This window comes from Cupriavidus sp. FW305-3-2-15-C-LB2 (assembly GCF_058787575.1).
On sequence record NZ_JBYSZW010000008.1, the window covers coordinates 1 to 17,560 of the forward strand.

At 70.2% G+C, this 17,560-nt stretch carries 16 protein-coding genes; 6 read left to right on the forward strand and 10 right to left on the reverse strand.

The window, feature by feature from the left end:
* Nucleotides 1-61: 61 nt before the first annotated feature.
* The 6 genes from AC3WRR_RS08250 to AC3WRR_RS08275 all read left to right on the forward strand — a co-directional run bounded on the left by AC3WRR_RS08250 (nt 62) and on the right by AC3WRR_RS08275 (nt 7,674).
* Entirely contained in the window at nt 62-1,645 is a 1,584-nt protein-coding gene (locus AC3WRR_RS08250) for an ABC transporter substrate-binding protein (protein ID WP_058698026.1), read from the forward strand.
* Between the two features lie 76 nt (nt 1,646-1,721).
* Nucleotides 1,722-2,663, forward strand: a complete 942-nt coding sequence (locus tag AC3WRR_RS08255; protein WP_010814195.1) for an ABC transporter permease — start codon at nt 1,722-1,724, stop codon at nt 2,661-2,663.
* 24 nt (nt 2,664-2,687) lie between these two features.
* The gene (locus AC3WRR_RS08260; protein ID WP_011615485.1) at nt 2,688-3,617 is read left to right on the forward strand and encodes an ABC transporter permease; all 930 of its coding nucleotides are present in this window, start codon (nt 2,688-2,690) and stop codon (nt 3,615-3,617) included.
* A complete protein-coding gene (locus AC3WRR_RS08265; protein ID WP_492296655.1) occupies nt 3,617-5,266 on the forward strand; it encodes a dipeptide ABC transporter ATP-binding protein in 1,650 nt (549 codons plus the stop codon). Before AC3WRR_RS08260 ends, AC3WRR_RS08265 begins: the two co-directional genes overlap by 1 nt.
* Before the next feature lie 50 nt (nt 5,267-5,316).
* A complete protein-coding gene (locus AC3WRR_RS08270) occupies nt 5,317-6,702 on the forward strand; it encodes an amidase (RefSeq protein ID WP_492296656.1) in 1,386 nt (461 codons plus the stop codon).
* Between the two features lie 72 nt (nt 6,703-6,774).
* Nucleotides 6,775-7,674, forward strand: coding sequence for a LysR family transcriptional regulator (locus tag AC3WRR_RS08275; RefSeq protein ID WP_010814199.1), 900 nt, complete (start codon nt 6,775-6,777; stop codon nt 7,672-7,674).
* 12 nt (nt 7,675-7,686) lie between these two features.
* Here AC3WRR_RS08275 and AC3WRR_RS08280 read toward each other — a convergent pair whose 3' ends face one another.
* The 10 genes from AC3WRR_RS08280 to AC3WRR_RS08325 form a co-directional block, all read right to left on the reverse strand.
* Nucleotides 7,687-8,649, reverse strand: coding sequence for a phosphatidate cytidylyltransferase (locus tag AC3WRR_RS08280; RefSeq protein WP_010814200.1), 963 nt, complete (start codon nt 8,647-8,649; stop codon nt 7,687-7,689).
* On the reverse strand, nt 8,646-9,272 hold the full coding sequence (locus AC3WRR_RS08285) for a lysophospholipid acyltransferase family protein (RefSeq protein WP_454749062.1): 627 nt from the start codon (nt 9,270-9,272) through the stop codon (nt 8,646-8,648). Before AC3WRR_RS08285 ends, AC3WRR_RS08280 begins: the two co-directional genes overlap by 4 nt.
* A gap of 6 nt (nt 9,273-9,278) precedes the next feature.
* Nucleotides 9,279-9,713 (reverse strand): hypothetical protein, encoded by a 435-nt coding sequence (locus tag AC3WRR_RS08290; RefSeq protein ID WP_231881345.1) that lies wholly within the window; start codon nt 9,711-9,713, stop codon nt 9,279-9,281.
* The gene (locus AC3WRR_RS08295; RefSeq protein ID WP_010814203.1) at nt 9,700-11,085 is read right to left on the reverse strand and encodes a phosphatase PAP2/dual specificity phosphatase family protein; all 1,386 of its coding nucleotides are present in this window, start codon (nt 11,083-11,085) and stop codon (nt 9,700-9,702) included. The genes AC3WRR_RS08290 and AC3WRR_RS08295 overlap by 14 nt, the downstream gene beginning before the upstream one ends.
* On the reverse strand, nt 11,082-12,851 hold the full coding sequence (locus AC3WRR_RS08300; protein WP_010814204.1) for a bifunctional alpha/beta hydrolase/class I SAM-dependent methyltransferase: 1,770 nt from the start codon (nt 12,849-12,851) through the stop codon (nt 11,082-11,084). Before AC3WRR_RS08300 ends, AC3WRR_RS08295 begins: the two co-directional genes overlap by 4 nt.
* A 4-nt stretch (nt 12,852-12,855) precedes the next feature.
* Entirely contained in the window at nt 12,856-13,482 is a 627-nt protein-coding gene (locus AC3WRR_RS08305) for a CDP-alcohol phosphatidyltransferase family protein (RefSeq protein WP_010814205.1), read from the reverse strand.
* Nucleotides 13,483-13,716: 234 nt separating this feature from the next.
* Complete coding sequence (locus tag AC3WRR_RS08310) at nt 13,717-14,787, reverse strand: M14 family metallopeptidase (RefSeq protein ID WP_010814206.1); 1,071 nt, start codon at nt 14,785-14,787, stop codon at nt 13,717-13,719.
* A gap of 63 nt (nt 14,788-14,850) precedes the next feature.
* The gene (locus AC3WRR_RS08315) at nt 14,851-15,615 is read right to left on the reverse strand and encodes a hypothetical protein (RefSeq protein WP_010814207.1); all 765 of its coding nucleotides are present in this window, start codon (nt 15,613-15,615) and stop codon (nt 14,851-14,853) included.
* Between the two features lie 79 nt (nt 15,616-15,694).
* Entirely contained in the window at nt 15,695-16,513 is an 819-nt protein-coding gene (locus AC3WRR_RS08320; RefSeq protein ID WP_058697983.1) for a M55 family metallopeptidase, read from the reverse strand.
* The gene (locus tag AC3WRR_RS08325) at nt 16,513-17,559 is read right to left on the reverse strand and encodes a DmpA family aminopeptidase (RefSeq protein ID WP_492296659.1); all 1,047 of its coding nucleotides are present in this window, start codon (nt 17,557-17,559) and stop codon (nt 16,513-16,515) included. The genes AC3WRR_RS08320 and AC3WRR_RS08325 overlap by 1 nt, the downstream gene beginning before the upstream one ends.
* Nucleotide 17,560: the final 1 nt, after the last annotated feature.

Consider the following 17,560-nt stretch of genomic DNA (forward strand, 5'->3'; position numbering starts at 1 on the left):
ACCACCACGCCCTGTCCGGCGCCCTTTGTCCCCCCCACCCCGCCCCCGAGAGATGATGACCATGATGTCTGCAATCCCGCTTCGCCGTGCCGGTGCCGTCGCGTTGTGCGCCCTGGCATGCATGTCCGCCGGCAGCGCAATCGCCGAGACCGTGCTGCGCACCGTGCCGTCGTCCGACCTGAAGATCCTGGACCCGGTCTGGACCACCGCGAACATCACGCGCAACCATGGCCTCATGATCTACGACACCCTGTTCGGCATGGACGAGAAGGGCGTGATCCGGCCGCAGATGGTGGACAAGACCAGCACCAGCGCCGACAACAAGACCTGGACCTTCACGCTGCGGCCAGGGCTCAAGTTCCATGACGGCACGCCGGTCACCGCGCAGGACGTAATCGCCTCGCTGGCGCGCTGGGGCAAGCGCGACGTGCTGGGCCAGCGCATGTATGAAGCCATGGCCAGCATCACTGCCGAAGGCCCGGCCACGGTGCGCATGACTTTCCGCCAGCCCTTCGGCGCAGTGCTGGATGCGCTGGGCAAGCCCAGCCCGCTGGTGCCGTTCATCATGCCCAAGCGTGTCGCCGAGACGCCTGCCGACAAGCAGATCGACGACCTGACCGGCTCCGGCCCCTTCACGCTGAAGAAGGAGGACTTCCGGCCCGGCGACCGCGTGGTCTACCGTCGCAATCCCGACTATGTGCCGCGCAAGGATGCGCCGTCCGGCCTGGCCGGCGGCAAGGCCGTGCACGTCGACCGCGTCGAATGGGTGTTCCTGCGCGATACGCAGACCCAGGTAAACGCGCTGCTCAACGGCGAGGTGGATATCCTCGAGGTCGTGCCGTCATCGCACTATCCGCAACTGCGCACCGACAAGCGGGTGCAGATGTTCGACATCATGCCCGCCGGCCCCTTCACCGTGATCTACAACCACAAGGTGCCGCCGTTCAATGACGCCAGGGTGCGCAAGGCCGCGATGCTGGCGATCAACCAGGAAGCGATGCTGCGCGCGCAGGCCACCTACCGCGACTTCTACAAGCCGTGCGCCTCGATCTACCTGTGCGGCTCGCCCTATGCCAGCGACCAGACCGGCTTCTTCACCGGCAAGCCGCAGTTCGAACAGGCGCGCAAGCTGCTCAAGGAGTCCGGCTATGACGGCAAGCCAGTGGTGATCATGCTGCCGGGCGATGCCCCCGCGCTGAGCCGCCTGCCGGTGGTCTACGGCCAGCTGCTCAGGCAGGTGGGCTTCAATGTCGACGTGCAGGCCACCGACTGGAGCACCCTGATCACGCGCCGCACCAGGAAGGAACCGCCCGAGAAAGGCGGTTGGAATGCCTACATCACCTTCTGGGGCGGCGTCGACGCCAGCAGCCCCATCACCTACAGCCCGCTGACCGGCAACGGCGACCGCGGCTACTTCGGCTGGCCGGAAGACGCCGAGCTGGAAACCCTCAAGACCCGCTTCATCGAAACCGCGGACGCCGCGCAGCGCAAGGACATCGCCACCAGGATCCAGCTGCGCGCCATCGAAAACGGCATCCTGGCGCCCGTCGGCGAAGGCAAGGCGCCCACCGTGGTGCGCAGCGGTGCGATCAGCGGCCTGCTGCCGGCACCGGCGGTGCTGTACTGGAACGTGCGCAAGCAATAGCCCGCTACGGCGCCCGCGGCCCCGGCTGCCGTGCCGCCAGCCTGCTGACCTCCCTTTCCCCCAACGAGGTAGTGCCATGATGAATTTCCTGGTCCGCCGCAGCCTGGCCACCGTGCCAGTGCTGGCGGTGGTGGCTGTCATCGTCTTCACGCTGCTGCGGCTGACCCCCGGCGACCCGGCCGCGGCCATTGCCGGCGACGCCGCCAGCGTGGAAGACATCGCCCGCATCCGCACCCAGCTCGGGCTGGATCAAGCGCTGCCGCGCCAGTTCATCGGCTGGCTCGGCCACGTGCTGGGCGGCGACCTGGGCTATTCCTTCTTCTACAAGATGCCCGTGACCACGCTGATCGCGCAGCGGCTGGAGCCCACGCTCTCGGTGGCGGCGCTGACCATCGTGCTGACCGTGCTGACGGCGGTGCCGCTGGGCACGCTGGCGGCCTACCGGCGCGGCCGCTGGCTCGACCGCCTGGTGATGGGCGGCTCCGTGCTGGGCTTCTCGGTGCCGATCTTCGTGGCCGGCTACCTGATGATCTGGGTGTTCTCGCTGCACCTGGGCTGGCTGCCGTCGCAGGGCTACAGCCGCCTGGCCGACGGCATCTGGCCATGGCTGCGCAACCTGGCCCTGCCCTGCGTCACGCTGTCGGTGATGTCGTGCGCGCTGGTGGCGCGCACGACCCGCGCCGCCGTGTCCGAAGCACTGACCGAGGACTTCGTGCAGACCGCGCGCGCCAAGGGCATTCCAGAGTGGCGCATGCTGACGCGCCATGCGCTGGCCAATGCCGCGGTGCCGATCGCCACCGTGATCGGGCTGAGCGTGGCCGGCCTGATCGGCGGCGTGGTCGTGACCGAGAGCATCTACGCCATTCCCGGTGTCGGCCAGCTCACAGTGGATGCCGTGCTGTCGCGCGACTACCCGCTGATCCAGGGCATCACGCTGTTCTTCTCGGTCTCGTACGTGGTCATCAACCTGCTGGTGGACGCGAGCTATCTGCTGCTCGATCCCCGCATTCGCTACTGATATCTCCCACGGAAACCCGGCCCCATGACCTCACTCACCACTGCCATCGAATCCGCCCCGCCCGGCACCGGCGCCCGTCCCTCGCGGCTGCGCGCGGTGCTGGCCAACGGTGCCGTGCGCGCCGGCGGCACCATCCTCGGCCTGATGCTGTTCCTTGCCGTGGCCGCGCCCTGGCTCTACACCATCGATCCCAACACCATGGACCCCGCCAGCAGCCAGCTGGCCCCCTTCACGCGCGCCGAGATCGTGACGCTGGCCGGCGATGCCTTCGAACGCCTGTTCCCGCTGGGCACCGACAGCCTGGGCCGCGACATCTGGAGCCGCACGTTGTACGGCGCGCGGGTCTCGCTGGCGGTCGGGGTGTCGGTGGCGCTGGCCTCGGTGCTGCTGGGGCTGGCGGTCGGGCTGGTATCGGGCTATGTGCGCTGGCTGGACGGCTTCATCATGCGCGTGATGGACGGCATGATGGCCATCCCCGGCATCCTCTTCGCCATCGTGCTGGTGGCCGCCTGGCGGCCCAGCCTGCTGACGGTGATCGTGGCCATGACCGTGCCCGACACGCCGCGCGTGGCGCGCCTGGTCCGATCGGTGGTGCTGTCGGTACGTGAAGAGCCTTATGTCGAGGCCGCCATCGCGCTCGATACGCCGACCTGGAAACTGATGCTGCGCCACATCCTGCCGAACACCATCGCGCCGCTGCTGGTGCAGGGCACCTTTATCTGCGCCGGCGCGATGCTGGTGGAAGCGGTGATGTCCTTCCTCGGCATCGGCCTGCCCACCGACATCCCCACCTGGGGAAACATCATGGCCGAGGGGCGCGCCCATTTCACCGCGCATCCGCACAGCGTGCTGCTGCCCGGCGCCTTCCTGGCGGTAACGGTGCTGGCCGTCAACATGCTCGGCGACGGCCTGCGCGACACCCTCGACCCCAAGTTCAGCAAGCGGAGTGCCTGATGATGCCAACGAACACGACCGCGGCCGCGGACTCGGCCACGCCCTGCCTGCGCGTGCGCGACCTGCGCATCGACCTGCCGCCCGGCGCCGACCGGCCGCATGCGGTCCAGGGGGTTTCCTTCGACGTCATGCCGGGCGAAGTGGTCTGCCTGCTGGGCGAATCGGGCTCAGGCAAGTCCGTGGTCGCGCGCGCGGTGATGGGCTTGCTGCCCGAAGGCCTGAAGGTCTCAGGCGGCAGCATCGCGCTGGCCAGCGAAGACCTGCTGGCGGCCACCCCCGCACGCCGGCGCGAACTGCGCGGCACCGGCGTGGCCATGGTGTTCCAGGAACCCATGACCGCGCTGAACCCGGTCATGCGCTGCGGCCGGCAGGTCGAGGAAATGCTGGCGCAGCACACCAGCCTGGGCGCCGCGCAGCGGCGCGAGCGCGTGCTGTCGATCTTTGCGCGCGTGCGGCTGCCGGATCCCGAGCGGATCTACGACGCCTATCCGCACCAGCTGTCCGGTGGGCAGCGCCAGCGCATCGTCATCGCCATGGCGCTGATCCTGCGCCCGGCCCTGCTGGTGTGCGATGAGCCCACCACCGCGCTGGACGTGACCACGCAGGCCGAGATCCTGGCACTGGTGCGCGAACTGCAGCACGAGAACCAGACCGCGGTGCTGTTCATCACGCACGACTTCGGCGTGGTCGCCGACATTGCCGACCGGGTGGTGGTGCTGCAGCTTGGCCGCCAGGTGGAAAGCGGGCCGAAAGACCGGGTCTTGCGCCAGCCCGAGGCGGACTACACCCGCATGCTGCTCAATGCCGTGCCGGGACTGGAGCCCGCGCAGCGCCCGTCGGTGGCGCAGCGAGCGTTGCTGCTCGACGCCAGCGGCATCGGCAAGACCTATGTCTCGGGAGCCTGGCCGGGCCGGCGCCGCGTGGTCGAGGCGGCCACCGATGTGTCATTGCAGGTGCGGGCGGGCGAGACCGTCGGCATCGTGGGCGAGTCCGGCTCGGGCAAGTCCACGGTGGCGCGCTGCATCGCGCGGCTGATCGAACCGTCCGCGGGCAATATCCAGGTGCTGCCCGAAGCCGCGCAGCAACTGCCGCGCCGCGCGCAGCTGTCCGCGTTCCGGCGCATGGTGCAGGTGGTGTTCCAGGACCCCAACCGCTCGCTCAATCCGCGCCGCACGGTGGGCCAGTCCATCGTCGAAGGCGCGGTCAATTTCGGCGCGACGCCCGCGCAGGCGTGGCAACGCGCCGAGTCGCTGATGGAACTGGTGCGGCTGCGGCCCGACGCGCTGCACCGCTACCCGAGCGAGTTCTCCGGCGGCCAGCGCCAGCGCATCTGCATTGCCCGCGCGCTGGCGTGCGAACCGCGCGTGCTGATCGCCGATGAAGCGGTGTCGGCACTGGACGTCTCGGTGCAGGCGCAGATCCTGAAGCTGCTGGCCGATATCCAGCAGCGGCTTGCCATCGGCATCCTCTTCATCACCCACGACCTGCGCGTGGCCAGCCAGGTGTGCGACCGCCTGATCGTCATGCACAAGGGCCGCGTGGTCGAGCAAGGCGCCACGCGCGACGTCGTGCTGTCGCCGCGCCAGGACTACACCCGCGCGCTGCTGGCCGCCGCGCCGGGACGCCATTACCCGTTCGGTGTGCAGTAACGCCGGCCATGCAGATTCCCAAGCGCCAGCCAACCCTCTCGGAAAAGACAATGAAGACTCCGCTCTACGCACTCAGCGCCGCCGAGCTGCTCAGCAACTACCGCCAGCGCGAACTCTCCCCGTTCGAAGTCATGCAGTCGGTGCTGGACCGCATCGAACACTGGGAGCCCGGCATCCGTGCGATGTACGCGGTGCATGCCGAGCAAGCGCTGGCCGCCGCGCGCAGCGCCGAGGCGCGCTGGCTGGCCGGCACCCCGAACGGCCCGCTCGACGGCGTGCCGGTGACGCTGAAGGAGAACATCGCCACGCGCGGCACGCCGGTGCCGCTCGGCAGCGCCGCCACCGTGCTGGCGCCGGCACCGGCCGATGCGCCGGCCGCGGCGCGCCTGCTCGAGGCCGGCGCAATCGTGGTCGGCAAGACCACCATGCCGGATTTCGGCTTCCTGGGCGCGGCGCCGTCCAGCTTCCATCCGCTCACGCGCAACCCGTGGAAGCTGGACCGCAACACCGGCGGCTCCAGTTCCGGCGCCGGCGCCGCGGCTGCGGCGGGCTACGGCCCGCTCCACCTGGGCACGGATATCGGCGGCTCGGTGCGTATTCCCGCCAGCTTCTGCGGCGTTTTCGGCCTGAAGCCCAGCCATGGCCGCGTGCCGGTCCATCCGCCAGCCGCCGCGCGCGTGATCGGTCCGCTGACGCGCACCGTGGCCGACGCCGCGCTGGCGATGCAGGCGATCTCGCGCCCCGATGCCCGCGACTACATGAGCCTGCCTCCGCAGGACATCGCCTGGCAGCAGCTTGAGCGCGATATCCGCGGGCTGCGCATCGGCCTGTGGCTGGACCCGAGCGGCGACTGGCAGGTCGATGCCGAAGTCCGCGCGGCGGTGCTGGCGGCAGCGCACCTGTTCGAGCAAGGCGGTGCCGTGGTCGAACCCGTGCGCGACTGGACCACCATGGACATGCGCATCGGCATGGCGCACTTCTTCACCATGCGCTGCCGGGTCGACCTGGCCGGGATGCCGCCGGAGCGCGCCAGCCTGGCGGCAGGCTACATCCGCAAGGCCGCCGAGTTTGCCGGCACGCTCACGCCGGAGCAGACCTTCCAGGCCTTCACGCGCATGCAGCAGCTGCGCGAGGCCACCGTGGCCGCGACCCAGCCCTATGATTTCGTGATCTCGCCGGTGTCACCGGTGCTGCCCTTCGCCGCCGATGCCATCAACAGCGGCGGCGACCTGCCGCTCAAGGACTCTCACTTCACAGCGGTGTTCAACCACTCCGAACAGCCCGCGGCATCGATCCCCTGCGGCATGTCGCGCGACGGCCTGCCCATCGGGCTGCAGATCTCCGGCCGGCGCTTTGACGACCTGGGCGTGCTGCAGCTGGCGCACTGGTTCGAGCGCGCCTCGGAACCCCAGCGGCAATGGCCTGAGCCGCAGTAAGCCCTGCGTGACCGGCGCGGGGGAGGTGCGGCGCTACAATGGCCCGCACCGACCCCAGCGCCATCACGCCCCATGCGATTCGAGGATCTTGAAGCCTTCCTGGTTGTCATCGAGCAAGGCAACCTGCACCGCGCCGCCGACACCCTCGGCATGACCCAGTCCGGCCTGTCCAAGACGCTGGCGCGGCTGGAAGGCGAAGCCGGCATGCCCTTGTTCGAGCGCACCCCGCGCGGGCTGGTGCCGACCAGCGTGGGCCGCACCCTGGCCGCCCATGCGCGCCGGATCGCGCTGGCGGCGGGCGACATGCGCAACGAACTGGCCGAGCAGCGCGCGGCGCGCGCGGGCACGGTGCGCCTGGGCGCCATCCCCTACCTGCTGCCGTCGCTGCTGTCGCCGCTGCTGGCCCGCTTCTTCCTGAGCCGGCCGCTGGCCACGTTCTCGATCGAGACCCACCTGAGCGCGCGCCTGATGGCGATGCTGCAGAACGGCGAGGCCGACCTGATCCTGGGCGCGCGCCCGACCAGCCTGCCGCCGGACATTGCCTGGCTGCCGCTCGGTCCGCTGACCATGCAGATCGTGTCCCGCACCGGCCATCCGCGCCGCGAGGGCTTCCGCACGCTGGCCGACCTGAGCGGCGAGCGCTGGGTGGTGCCGGCGAGTTCGCTCTACCTGCGCCAGTGGCTGGAGGAACGGTTTACCTCGGTCGGGCTGCCGCCGCCGCGCGTGGCGGTGGAAAGCACGGCGTCGCCGGTGGCCTTCGGCGAGCTGCTGCGGCACTCGGACCTGCTCGGCATCATGCCGCCGCGCATGCTGCACCAGGCCGAGGGCCAGGGGCTGGCCGCGATCGAGGCGCCAGGCATGTCGTGGCAGCATGAGCTGGCCGTGCTGTGGCGCGCCGATGGCTACCTGTCGCCGATCTGCCAGGACTTCCGCGATGCAGTGGTGGCGTGGTGCGAAGAGATGGAGCTGTGAGGGCCGGGGTGCTCAGGGCACCCACCAGTAGCGGGTGATATGGAAGAACACCGGCGCGGCGAACACCACTGAGTCCAGCCGGTCCAGCATGCCGCCGTGGCCCTGGATCATATGGCCCCAGTCCTTGATGCCGCGGTCGCGCTTGATCGCCGACATCACCAGCCCGCCGAGGAAACCCATCAGCGCAATCACCAGCGCAATCGCGCCGGCCTGCCACGGCGAGAACGGCGTGATCCACCACAGCGCCGCGCCCAGCGCGGTGGCACTGGCCACGCCGCCGACAAAGCCCTCGACGGTCTTGGACGGCGACAGCAGCGGCGCGATCTTGCGCTTGCCGCACAGCTTGCCCCACACATACTGCAGCACGTCGCTGCCCTGCACCACGATCACCAGGAAGGCGATCAGCAGCAGGTTGCGGCCTTCAAAGCCCGGGATCGGCAGCGTCAGCAGCGCCGGCACGTGCGAGATGCAGAACACGCACACCATCACCGCCCACTGCACTCCGGCGCAGCGCTCCAGGAAGCGCGTGGTCTCGGACGACAGCGCCGCCAGGATCGGCAGGATCAGGAAGGCATAGACCGGGATCAGGATCGAGAACATGCCGTACCAGCCGATATAGACCAGCACGTACTGCAGCGGCAGGAACACGAAAAAGGCGGCGACGATGGCGTGATGGTCGCCGCGCCGCGTGGTGATGATGGTGACGAACTCGCGCAGCGCGAAGAACGAGAGCAGGTAGAACAGCACGATCACCGCGGTGCGGCCCAGCGCAAAGGCCACGCCCATGATGCCGATCATCCACCACCAGGCCCAGACGCGCTGCGCCAGGTTGTCGATCACCGCGTGCTGGCCGCCGCCCGCCACCCGCCAGCGCAGCAGCGCGGTCACGGTGGAGGCCAGCAGCAGCACACCGAACAGTCCGCCGAACAGCAGCCAGGTCTCGGGGCTCCAGTGCAAAGTGGGCATGGCGGTCATTCCAGCTCCGGGGCAAGCGCTAGCAGGCCGTCGCGGCAGCGCGCAAGGAAGGCTTCCTTGCTGTCCTCGGCGGCCAGCAGCACCGGCTGCCCAAAGGTGACGGTGCACAGCAGCGGCACCGGCACGACTTCGCCCTTGGGCATCACGCGGTTGAGGTTGTCGATCCACACCGGCACGAACTCCACCCCGGGGCAGGCCCGCGCCAGGTGGTAGATGCCGCTCTTGAACGGCAGCAGGCGCGCGTCGGTGGTATTGCGCGTGCCTTCGGGAAACAGGATCAGCGAGTCGCCGGATGCCAGCGCGCCGTGCATCAGCGCCACCGGGTCGCTGCCTGGTTCGCTGCGGGTGCGGTCGATCAGCAGCGCGTGGAATACGTCGCGGCCGATAAAGCGCCGCAGCGACGAGCGATCCCAGTAGTCGGCACCGGCCACCGGGCGCGTGACTGTGCGCAGGTCGGGCGGCAGGCAGCCCCAGACCAGCACGAAGTCGCCGTGGCTGCTGTGGTTGGCAAAGTAGACGCGCTGCACCGCGGCGGGGATGCAGCCCTGCCAGTTGGCGCGCATGCCGGTCAGCAGCCGGGCGAAGACGATGATGGCGCGCGCGGTCGCGCGGGCAAGCCACATGGTTGGTTACCTCAGGATCACGGTCAGCAAGGCCAGCGCCAGCTGGCACACAGTCAGCGCGGCGCTGGCGCGCACCAGCCGCAGCGCACCGCGGGCGCGGTCCGGCAACGGACGGCCGGCGCGCTGCGCCGGCATCCAGCCCAGTTCGAGCAGCGCGGCGTCCAATCCGGCCAGGTCGGGCTGGTCCTGCCGCCCGGCCGCGAGCGCATCGAACAGCCGGCGGTCGATGGCAACGCGCAGCAGCAGCCAGACCTGGGGCAGCGCCAGCAGCAGCGACGCGGCCGCCAGCACGCGCGGGACCGGCGTGGCCACCCCCAGCCATACCGTGGCCACGCCGAAAGCCAGCCCGGCCGCGCCGATCCACACGGCGCCCGACAGCGCCCCGGCGACGGCGTGCGCGATCCAGGCATCAGTGCCTTGCGTGAACTCAGCGGCCATCATCGGGCTCCGGCATGGCGGGACGGTCCAGGCAGCGTTGCAGCGCCTCAGCATGTTCGCGCCCGAGCACCACCGCCGGGCGATGCTCGCGCAGCAACGCCAGCGCAGCGCCGGCGTCGCGCAGTCCCTGCCGGCGCGCCAGCCATGCGGCGGCAACCAGCGCGCTGCGCGAATAGCCGAGCGCGCAGCTGACCAGCACGCGGCGGCCCTGCCGCTGCCAGGCGTCGAGTTGAGCCACGGCCTTGTCCAACTGCTCCGGCGTCGGCACGGTCAGGTCCAGTACCGGCACGCAACGATACGCAAGCGCCGGGTCGGTGGCTGCGCGCGACAGTTCGGCGGTCAGGTCGAGGACGGCGTCCGCCCCGATCGCGCGCAGTTCGGCGCGGGTCGGGAAGCGGCCAACCCAGATGCCGTCCGCGATGGCACTGGGCTGCGGCGCGCGCCGCGTCCACCAGCGCGAATTGAGGAAGGCGCCCAGCAGGTACGGCGCCAGCACCCAGCGCGCGGCCGGGGCCATCATCCCATCGCCGTCCTTCTGGAACCACGCCGGCGCGGCCAGCGCGTAGATCCGGGCGACGCAGGCCAGCGCCAGCGCGGCCCACAACAGCAGCAACGCCAGCGTCACCGACGCACCCACCGCCAGCACCGCGCACAGCAACCCCACCAGCGCGCCCACGGTGTAGCGGCGCGACAGCTGGCGCGTGCGCGCATCCGGCGCGCCGGCAGCGGGCCGTTGCATCGGGAACAGGTAAACGCACAGCCAGCCCACCAGCGCGCCGGTGGGCACATCGATCAGGTGGTGCTGCCAGGTGGTCAGCACCGAGACCCCGATCAGCGCAAACCAGCCGTGCAGCAGCCAGCGCCAGCCGCCGCGCAGGTGCGCCGCAAAGGCGACCCACAGGATCACCAGCAGGCTGATATGCAGCGACGGCGCCTGGTTGAACGGCAGGTCGAAACCGCCCAGCAGCGTGAACAGCTGGCCCGGCAGGCCGTCGGCCTCGGGCCGGGCAAAGCTGAAGCGCAGCGGGAAGGCGATAAAGCACGCCACCGACACCAGCTGCGCCAGTACCAACCGCCTGACGTGCGTGAGCAGCGCCGCGCGCGTGCGCCACAGGAAGAAGGAGATGCCGTACAGCAGGTCGATCGACCAGTACGGCACGATGGTCCACGGCAGGAACGGGATCCCCTGCTCCCATTCGAAATAGACCGCCGGAACGTTGGCGCGCTGGCTCGCCAGCCAGTTGGCAAAGCCGTAGCTGGAGAAAAAGAACGCGCCGGCCAGCGCCAGCAGCAGGCAGGCCAGCCCCCAGGGCCGGTTGCCTGCAGGCAGCTGCGAATGCGCCCCGGCGCCAACCTCCGTCGGCACCGTGCTCATGCGCCGCGCCTGCGCGCCAGGCTGACGGTGAAGATGCCCCACGGGTCGATGCGCTGGGTCACCTTGTCAAAGCCAGCGGCCCGCACCAGTTCGTCCATCTCGGCCTGCGAGCGGCGGCGCATCACCCAGGCGGCGCCGGCGCGGTGGCTGGTGAGCGCGCGCGCGATGAATTCCAGCTGCGGATGCCAGGGCTGGCCGGTGTAGACCAGGTAGCCGCCGGGCGGCACCGCGCGCGCCAGGCCCTCGAGCGAGCGCCGCACCATCGCGTTGTCGGGAAACAGTTCGTACAGGCCGGAAACCACCGCCAGTGTCGGCGCCGGTGCCAGCGCCGCCAGGCTGTCGCCGTCGAAGGCATCGCCCTGCTCGAAGCGGGCCACGTCCGCGAGGTCCTTGGCGGCGATCAGGGCGCGGCCCTGCTCGACGTTCAGCGGGCTGTAGTCGCGCAACAGGATCGACTCGACCGCCGCGGCGCCGCCATCCAGCGCGCCCAGCGCCTCAAGCACATAGCGCCCGTGCCCGGCGGCGATGTCGACAATCCGCACCGGCATGCCGCCCGCGCGCAGCCGCCGCACGGCCTCGGCGATCAGGGCCTCGGCGTGGACCTTGCGCTGGCGGATGCCGCGCCAGCCGATCGCGTCCAGGTACTGCTGGTCGGCCAGCCGGCCCAGCTTGCCGCGGCCCGAGGGGGCGTTGCGGTAAACATAGTCGAGCGTCGAGCCCGAGTCGAAGCCGGTCTCATGGCCCAGCCGCACCCCGTCCGACAGTATTCCGCCCAGTTTCAGGTTGGCCCGCGCCGCGCGCCAGTACCAGGCGGCCAGCCCGACAGGCGCCGACGCCAGGCGGTCGGATTCCTCGCGGAACGGGCCGATCTGGTCGGCATCGAGCAGCGAGCGCGGCGCCGACGGCATGTCGAATTCGCGCAGGATAAAGCGGCGCGCGGCATCGACCGCCAGCTTGCGGTCGCGCTCACCGAGCGTGTCGTGATAGAAGCCGTCCAGCACGATGCGCTCCTTGGTGCGCGCACCCAGGCGCTCATAGAAGCGGTCCTGCGGCCCGCGATGCACGACCCAGTCGGCGCCGGAGATCAGCAGCTGCGTCGGCACCGTGATCGCCGCGGCATCGGCGACGATGCGCTCCGCCGTGTCGTACAGGTCCAGCAGGATATTGACCGCGATCGGGCGCGTGATCAGCGGATCGCTGTCGTAGCTGGCGATGCGCTCGGGATCGTGCGTGAGGAACTTGGCCTTGACGTAGCTGTTGACGAAAAACTTGCCGCGCAGGCGCTGCATCAGCTTCAGCCCCGGCCGCGCAAAGGGCACGTAGAGCTTGACCTTGAACGCGGGCGAGGCCAGCACCAGCGCGCGGATCGGCGGCGCGTAGTCGTGCACCCAGGTGGCGGCCAGCACCGCGCCCACGCTCTGCGCGATCACCGCGGTGCGTTCCAGCGGGATGCCGTGGACCTCGGCGATATGGGTGGTGAAGGTCTGGATATCGCGCACCGAGTCCGCCAGGCTGGGGCTGTAGCCGCGCTCGCCGGGCGAACGGCCGTGGCCGCGCGCATCCCAGGCAAAGATCTCGTAGCCGGGCAGGTTCAGTTCGTCGGCCAGGTGGGCGACCCGGCCGGAATGCTCATGGCCGCGATGGAACAACACCACGGCGCCGCGCGCCGGGCCCTCCACCGCCGGCCAGTGCCGATAGAACAGCGTCTGGCGGTCGTGGGTCTCGAATTGCCGCTCTTGCGGCTGGCGCGTCGACGGTCGGTCCATCTCGCTACTCCGCTGTGCGGGACTGGGCCTCGGCGACACCGCGGCGCACCCGGTTGGCAATCGTAAACAGCGACAGCAGCGACAGCACCAGCCACAGCCAGCTGGCGGCCGCGCCAAAGCCCAGGCCAACACCGGCCCACAGCGCGATCGCGCCGACCGCGAAGGCGCGGTCGCTCTTGCCCAGCGGGCCGTCGTAGCGCCGGCTGGCCCCGGCCAGCGGGCCGATCAGCCCGGTGGCCTCGACGATCACCGCCAGCAGCGCGAAGGTGCCGACCTGGCCCAGGCTGAAGTCCGGCAGCGCGGCCAGCGGCAGGATCAGCGCCAGGTCCGAGGCAATGTCGCCAAGCTCGTTCAGGTAGACACCCAGCACGCTCTGCTGGCCGTGCTCGCGCGCCAGCATGCCGTCGACGGCGTTGAGCGCCATGCGCAGGAACAACCATAGAGGGAACAGCAGGAACAGCGCCGGGGTCTCGGCCACCAGCATGCCCAGCGTGGCCAGCACCCCCACCGCCAGGGAGCCGGCCGCGGCGGCCAGCGTCACCTGGTTGGCAGTCACGCCGCGCTGCGCCAGGTCCTGCACCATGGGGCGCAACCGGGCCTGGAACCTGGGCTTCAGTTCATAGAGGGTCATCGCACCGGCCTCCCTGCCGAGCTGATGCCGGAAGCGACGCCGTGCGCCAGGCCGCGGCGACGCGCAGGATCATGCGCCCGGGCCTGCCCCGACCTCTTCCGTCTTGTTTCTGGTAGTTTTCTGACCGCGGCGCGGCTGCTGCTCGTGCCGGCCAAGGCATGGCGGCAGTGCCTGGCTCAGCACTCTACCGCCAACGTCGAGACATTACCAGAAGGCGCTTGCGGCCAGAGCCGGCTAGGCCGAGGCAATGGTGTCCCGCACTGCGTCGGTCACCTGCGCCACCACGCCCTCGCGCCAGTCGTCGGTATCGCCATAGAAGGCACGCCACATCGCCTGGCGGACCAGCGCGCGCTGGTTTTCGTCGGCTTCCGGGTGCTGGTGCAGCCAGTGGTCGCCGCGCAGCGCGTCCAGCACCTCGCCCACCGGCAGCGTGCCGAACTCAAGCGCGATGCCGGCGTAGTCGATGGTGGGCAGGGTCTGCAGCACCGCGTGCCAGGCCAGGCCGGTGAGGTTGGCCGAGGTCGACGAGCCATCGTAGATCGAGGTTACCCGCGCGCCCCAGATCGCGCGCGTGCGCGTGAGCGATTCCGGCGTGTCCGGGCCCATGTGGATGGGCTCGCCGTAGCCCCAGGGGCCAAGTCCGGTATGGACGTCGATCCAGCGCAGCGCCTCGCGCCCGGCGCCGAAGCGCGCCAGGATGCGGCACAGCGTGTAGTTGCTCCAGGCAGCCTTGTCGCCGCCGTAGAACATGCCGCCCGGGTCCTGGTACTGGCCGCGGCTGACCGCGGCCTGGTACCACGGCATGCCGCGCTCGGCAACGGCCTTCATCAGTTGCGCCTGGTCGGTGTCGGACGGCGGCCATTGCGCCGGCACCAGCAGCGGCGCGATCTCGGCATAGGCCTCGTTGTACGGCAGCGGCTGGGTGAAGTCCATGAAATTGCGGTTCAGGTCGACGTTGTCCTCGTTGACCCGGCGCAGGTGGGAAAAACCGTAGGGATTGATCGCATGCACCAGCAGCAGGCTGGTGTCGGCGGCGGCGCAATCGGCAAGCAGCGCGGCGTCGTGCAGCATTGTCACCTGCGCGCCGGATCCGGCAAAGCCTTCGGCGCCGTGCGTGCCCGAGGTCACCATCAGGCAGCGGCGGGCCTCGGCCGGACCGGCCAGCGCCACGTCGATGGCGAGGTCCTCGCCGGCACTGCCGCGCTTGGTGGGGTGCGGGAACTGGGCCAGCGCGGCCCCGGCCGTGCGCGCGGCGTCAAGGAACTTCTGGCGGGCTTCGGCGTAGCTGCGAGAAAAATGGCTCATGGCGTGACCGGCTGATGCGATGCAGGCATTAGACGCCAAATCCGCAGGTCTTGCCACCCGCAGCTAAAACAGCGATCCGGATGCGTACCCGGGCGATGCCGGCGCGGGCTCTGTCCCCGGCCCCCAGATGCCGGGCGCGGTGAACGCCTGCGGATGCATCTCGATCCCGGCCGCGGCCAGCTGGCCGGCGGTCAGCACCAGGTGACGGGCCAGCCAGTCGTGCAGACTGCGCAGGAAGCGGATGTTGTCGACGCTGTTGGACCCCGCGATCAGCCATTCCAGCTTGATATGCGCGGTATAGACGTCCAGCAGGTTGGTGGCGCGCAGCCGCGGCGGGGTGGACGGGCTGCGCTCGATCGCCAGGATGCGGCGCACTTGCGCCATGCCGATGTCGCCGGTGCGCTGGTACTGCTCGTAGACGCCCTCAAGCGCCGGGAAACGCACTGTCGGCTGCACGCGCGGCACCGCGGCCACCTTCTCCATGCGCAGCACCAGGTAGCGGATCGCGGCGGCGCGCTCGGCGGCCTGCGCCTGGCCGGGATCGCGCCGGCGGGCCGGGGGCGCCACCTCGGGCAAGGCCGTGCGCGGCACCACATCGCGCTCGGTGTAGTCCGGCACCTGCAGCAGCAGGCCCGGATGCGGCACCGCGGCACGCGCGCAGTCGTCGCCAAAGGGGTATTCATGCCCTGCGGCGTCGCGCAGGATATAAGCCTGCCCGGTCGGAAAGCCATGGTGGCGGCGGCTCGCGCCCCGCGCATGGCAGCGCGTGGCGGGGTCGACGAAGTCCTTGCGCACGGGGATCCAGCCCCCGTCGTGTGCCTGGGTCATGCGTTGCGGCTCATGCCTGAATTGCTAGACCCGCCATTGTCGCCGATCTGCGCGACCGCCCCGGCGAATCTGCCCTGCCCTACTTCAGCATGAACGACATCGCCGACAGGCAGTTCAGCATGCGCACCGCCGCCTGGACCGAATCGGCCTGGAAGGACAGCGTCACGCCGTCGCGGCGCTCCAGCGCCGGCCACTGGCAGAACAGGTCCGCGTGCGCGGGCGTCAGGGTCTGCAGGGTGCAAGTCACCGGCGCGGCGATGTGCAGGCATTGCGCCTGCGCGCGTTCGCGCACCGCGGTTGCGGCCGCCGCGGCAATGGCCTCGCGCGCCGCCGCCGGCGACAGCGAGGTGCCGCTGCCGAAGCCGTCCGCTGACTTGGTCTCGACATAGCGCACCCACGGCATCAGCGCATGGGTTTCCTGCACGAAGACATCGTCGCCGCTGGCCATCAGCACCGGAGCGCCGAACTCGCCGGCCAGCGCGGCGTACAGGCCCGCCTCGCCCAGTTCCTTGCCGTTGAGCCAGACCCGCGCAAACGCGCCGCTGTTGATGGTGTGCGCCAGCACGCCGCGGCTCTGGGCGCGGCCGTGGTAGCCGATCATCAGCACGCCGTCGACTCCGGCCTCGACGCCGGCCATCATGCCAAGGTAGCGCGGCTTGCCAAGCACCACCCGCGCGCGCGGATCGAGCTGGTCCGGCAGCAGGTTGCGGAAGCCGCCGTGCGAATCGTTGACCAGTACTTCAGTCGCGCCGCCGGCAAAGGCACCATCGACCGCGGCATTGGCTTCGCCGGTCATCCAGGCGCGGGCGCGTTCGTATTCGCCGTTGCCGGGGCGCGTCTGTTCGGCGTGGAAGACGCCAGCCACGCCTTCGATATCGGTGGAAACAAGGATCTTCATCAGGCGGTTTGGCCCAGTTCGGGCATCACGTCCAGCAGTGCGCGCCGGCCGTGGCCGTCGCGGCCCTGCACCGGTGCGGCATGCCACAGGGCATGCAGGATGGCTTGCTCGACGCTGTCGGCCGCGGCGCGGAACAGCGGGTCGAGATGGGTTTCATGCAGCATGGCGACGGCCGGCATCGGCCGGGCGGTGTCGTGCGGCACGGTATACGCGCTCGAGAACGCGACTGCGATATCGCCCGAGCCATGCCCGAACACCGAGCCAGTACGCGCCAGCCCGGCGCCAGCGCGCAGCGACAGCCGGCGCAGCTGGCGCGCATCCAGCGGGGCGTCGGTGGCGAGGATCATGATGATCGATCCCTTTTCCGGTTGCGCCGCGGTGTCGGGCTGCGCCAGGCGCTGCGCCAGTTCCGGACCGGCCAGCCGGCCGGCCACGGTCAACGATTCCGGCGTGCCGAAATTGGCCAGCACCAGCGCGCCCACGCGATAGCCACCGGCCAGGCGTGAAGCAGTGCCGATACCACCCTTGACGCCGAATGCCGACATGCCGCGTCCGGCACCGACCGCTCCCTGCGCGACGTCATGACCGGCACCGGCCAGGGCCGCCTCATAGTGGCTGCCCTCCACCGCCATGCGCTGGATATCGTTCAGGTAGCCGTCATTGCACTCGAACACCAGCGCATTGACGGTCGGCAGCGCGCGGCCGATCTCCGGATTGGCCGCCACCGCCGCACGGATCTGCGCCTGCGCGACCGCGCCGACCGAGAAGGTATTGGTCAGCGCCAGCGGGGTTTCCAGCACGCCCAGTTCGTCCACCTGCACCAGCCCGATGCTCTTGCCAAAGCCGTTGAGCACCGTGGCCGCGGCGGGCACCTTGTCGCGGTACGGATCGCCGCCATGCGGACGGATCACGGTGACGCCGGTCTGCACGGCGCCATCCGCCAGCGTGCAATGGCCGACGGTCACGCCGGCCACGTCGGCGATGCTGTCCTGCGGACCTGCCGGCAGGCTGCCGACACGCGGCACGCCCGTTGTCGATGCGGTCATG

Bases quoted from the DNA above. Each gene is read 5' to 3' on its own strand.
- AC3WRR_RS08305 (WP_010814205.1), bottom strand. From the start codon at position 13,482: ATGACCCTCTATGAACTGAAGCCCAGGTTCCAGGCCCGGTTGCGCCCC.
- AC3WRR_RS08300 (WP_010814204.1), bottom strand. From the start codon at position 12,851: ATGGACCGACCGTCGACGCGCCAGCCGCAAGAGCGGCAATTCGAGACC.
- AC3WRR_RS08290 (WP_231881345.1), bottom strand. From the start codon at position 9,713: ATGATGGCCGCTGAGTTCACGCAAGGCACTGATGCCTGGATCGCGCAC.
- AC3WRR_RS08285 (WP_454749062.1), bottom strand. From the start codon at position 9,272: ATGTGGCTTGCCCGCGCGACCGCGCGCGCCATCATCGTCTTCGCCCGG.
- AC3WRR_RS08280 (WP_010814200.1), bottom strand. From the start codon at position 8,649: ATGACCGCCATGCCCACTTTGCACTGGAGCCCCGAGACCTGGCTGCTG.
- AC3WRR_RS08265 (WP_492296655.1), top strand. From the start codon at position 3,617: ATGATGCCAACGAACACGACCGCGGCCGCGGACTCGGCCACGCCCTGC.
- AC3WRR_RS08270 (WP_492296656.1), top strand. From the start codon at position 5,317: ATGAAGACTCCGCTCTACGCACTCAGCGCCGCCGAGCTGCTCAGCAAC.
- AC3WRR_RS08315 (WP_010814207.1), bottom strand. From the start codon at position 15,615: ATGACCCAGGCACACGACGGGGGCTGGATCCCCGTGCGCAAGGACTTC.
- AC3WRR_RS08320 (WP_058697983.1), bottom strand. From the start codon at position 16,513: ATGAAGATCCTTGTTTCCACCGATATCGAAGGCGTGGCTGGCGTCTTC.
- AC3WRR_RS08255 (WP_010814195.1), top strand. From the start codon at position 1,722: ATGATGAATTTCCTGGTCCGCCGCAGCCTGGCCACCGTGCCAGTGCTG.
- AC3WRR_RS08325 (WP_492296659.1), bottom strand. From the start codon at position 17,559: ATGACCGCATCGACAACGGGCGTGCCGCGTGTCGGCAGCCTGCCGGCA.
- AC3WRR_RS08260 (WP_011615485.1), top strand. From the start codon at position 2,688: ATGACCTCACTCACCACTGCCATCGAATCCGCCCCGCCCGGCACCGGC.
- AC3WRR_RS08275 (WP_010814199.1), top strand. From the start codon at position 6,775: ATGCGATTCGAGGATCTTGAAGCCTTCCTGGTTGTCATCGAGCAAGGC.
- AC3WRR_RS08310 (WP_010814206.1), bottom strand. From the start codon at position 14,787: ATGAGCCATTTTTCTCGCAGCTACGCCGAAGCCCGCCAGAAGTTCCTT.
- AC3WRR_RS08295 (WP_010814203.1), bottom strand. From the start codon at position 11,085: ATGAGCACGGTGCCGACGGAGGTTGGCGCCGGGGCGCATTCGCAGCTG.
- AC3WRR_RS08250 (WP_058698026.1), top strand. From the start codon at position 62: ATGATGTCTGCAATCCCGCTTCGCCGTGCCGGTGCCGTCGCGTTGTGC.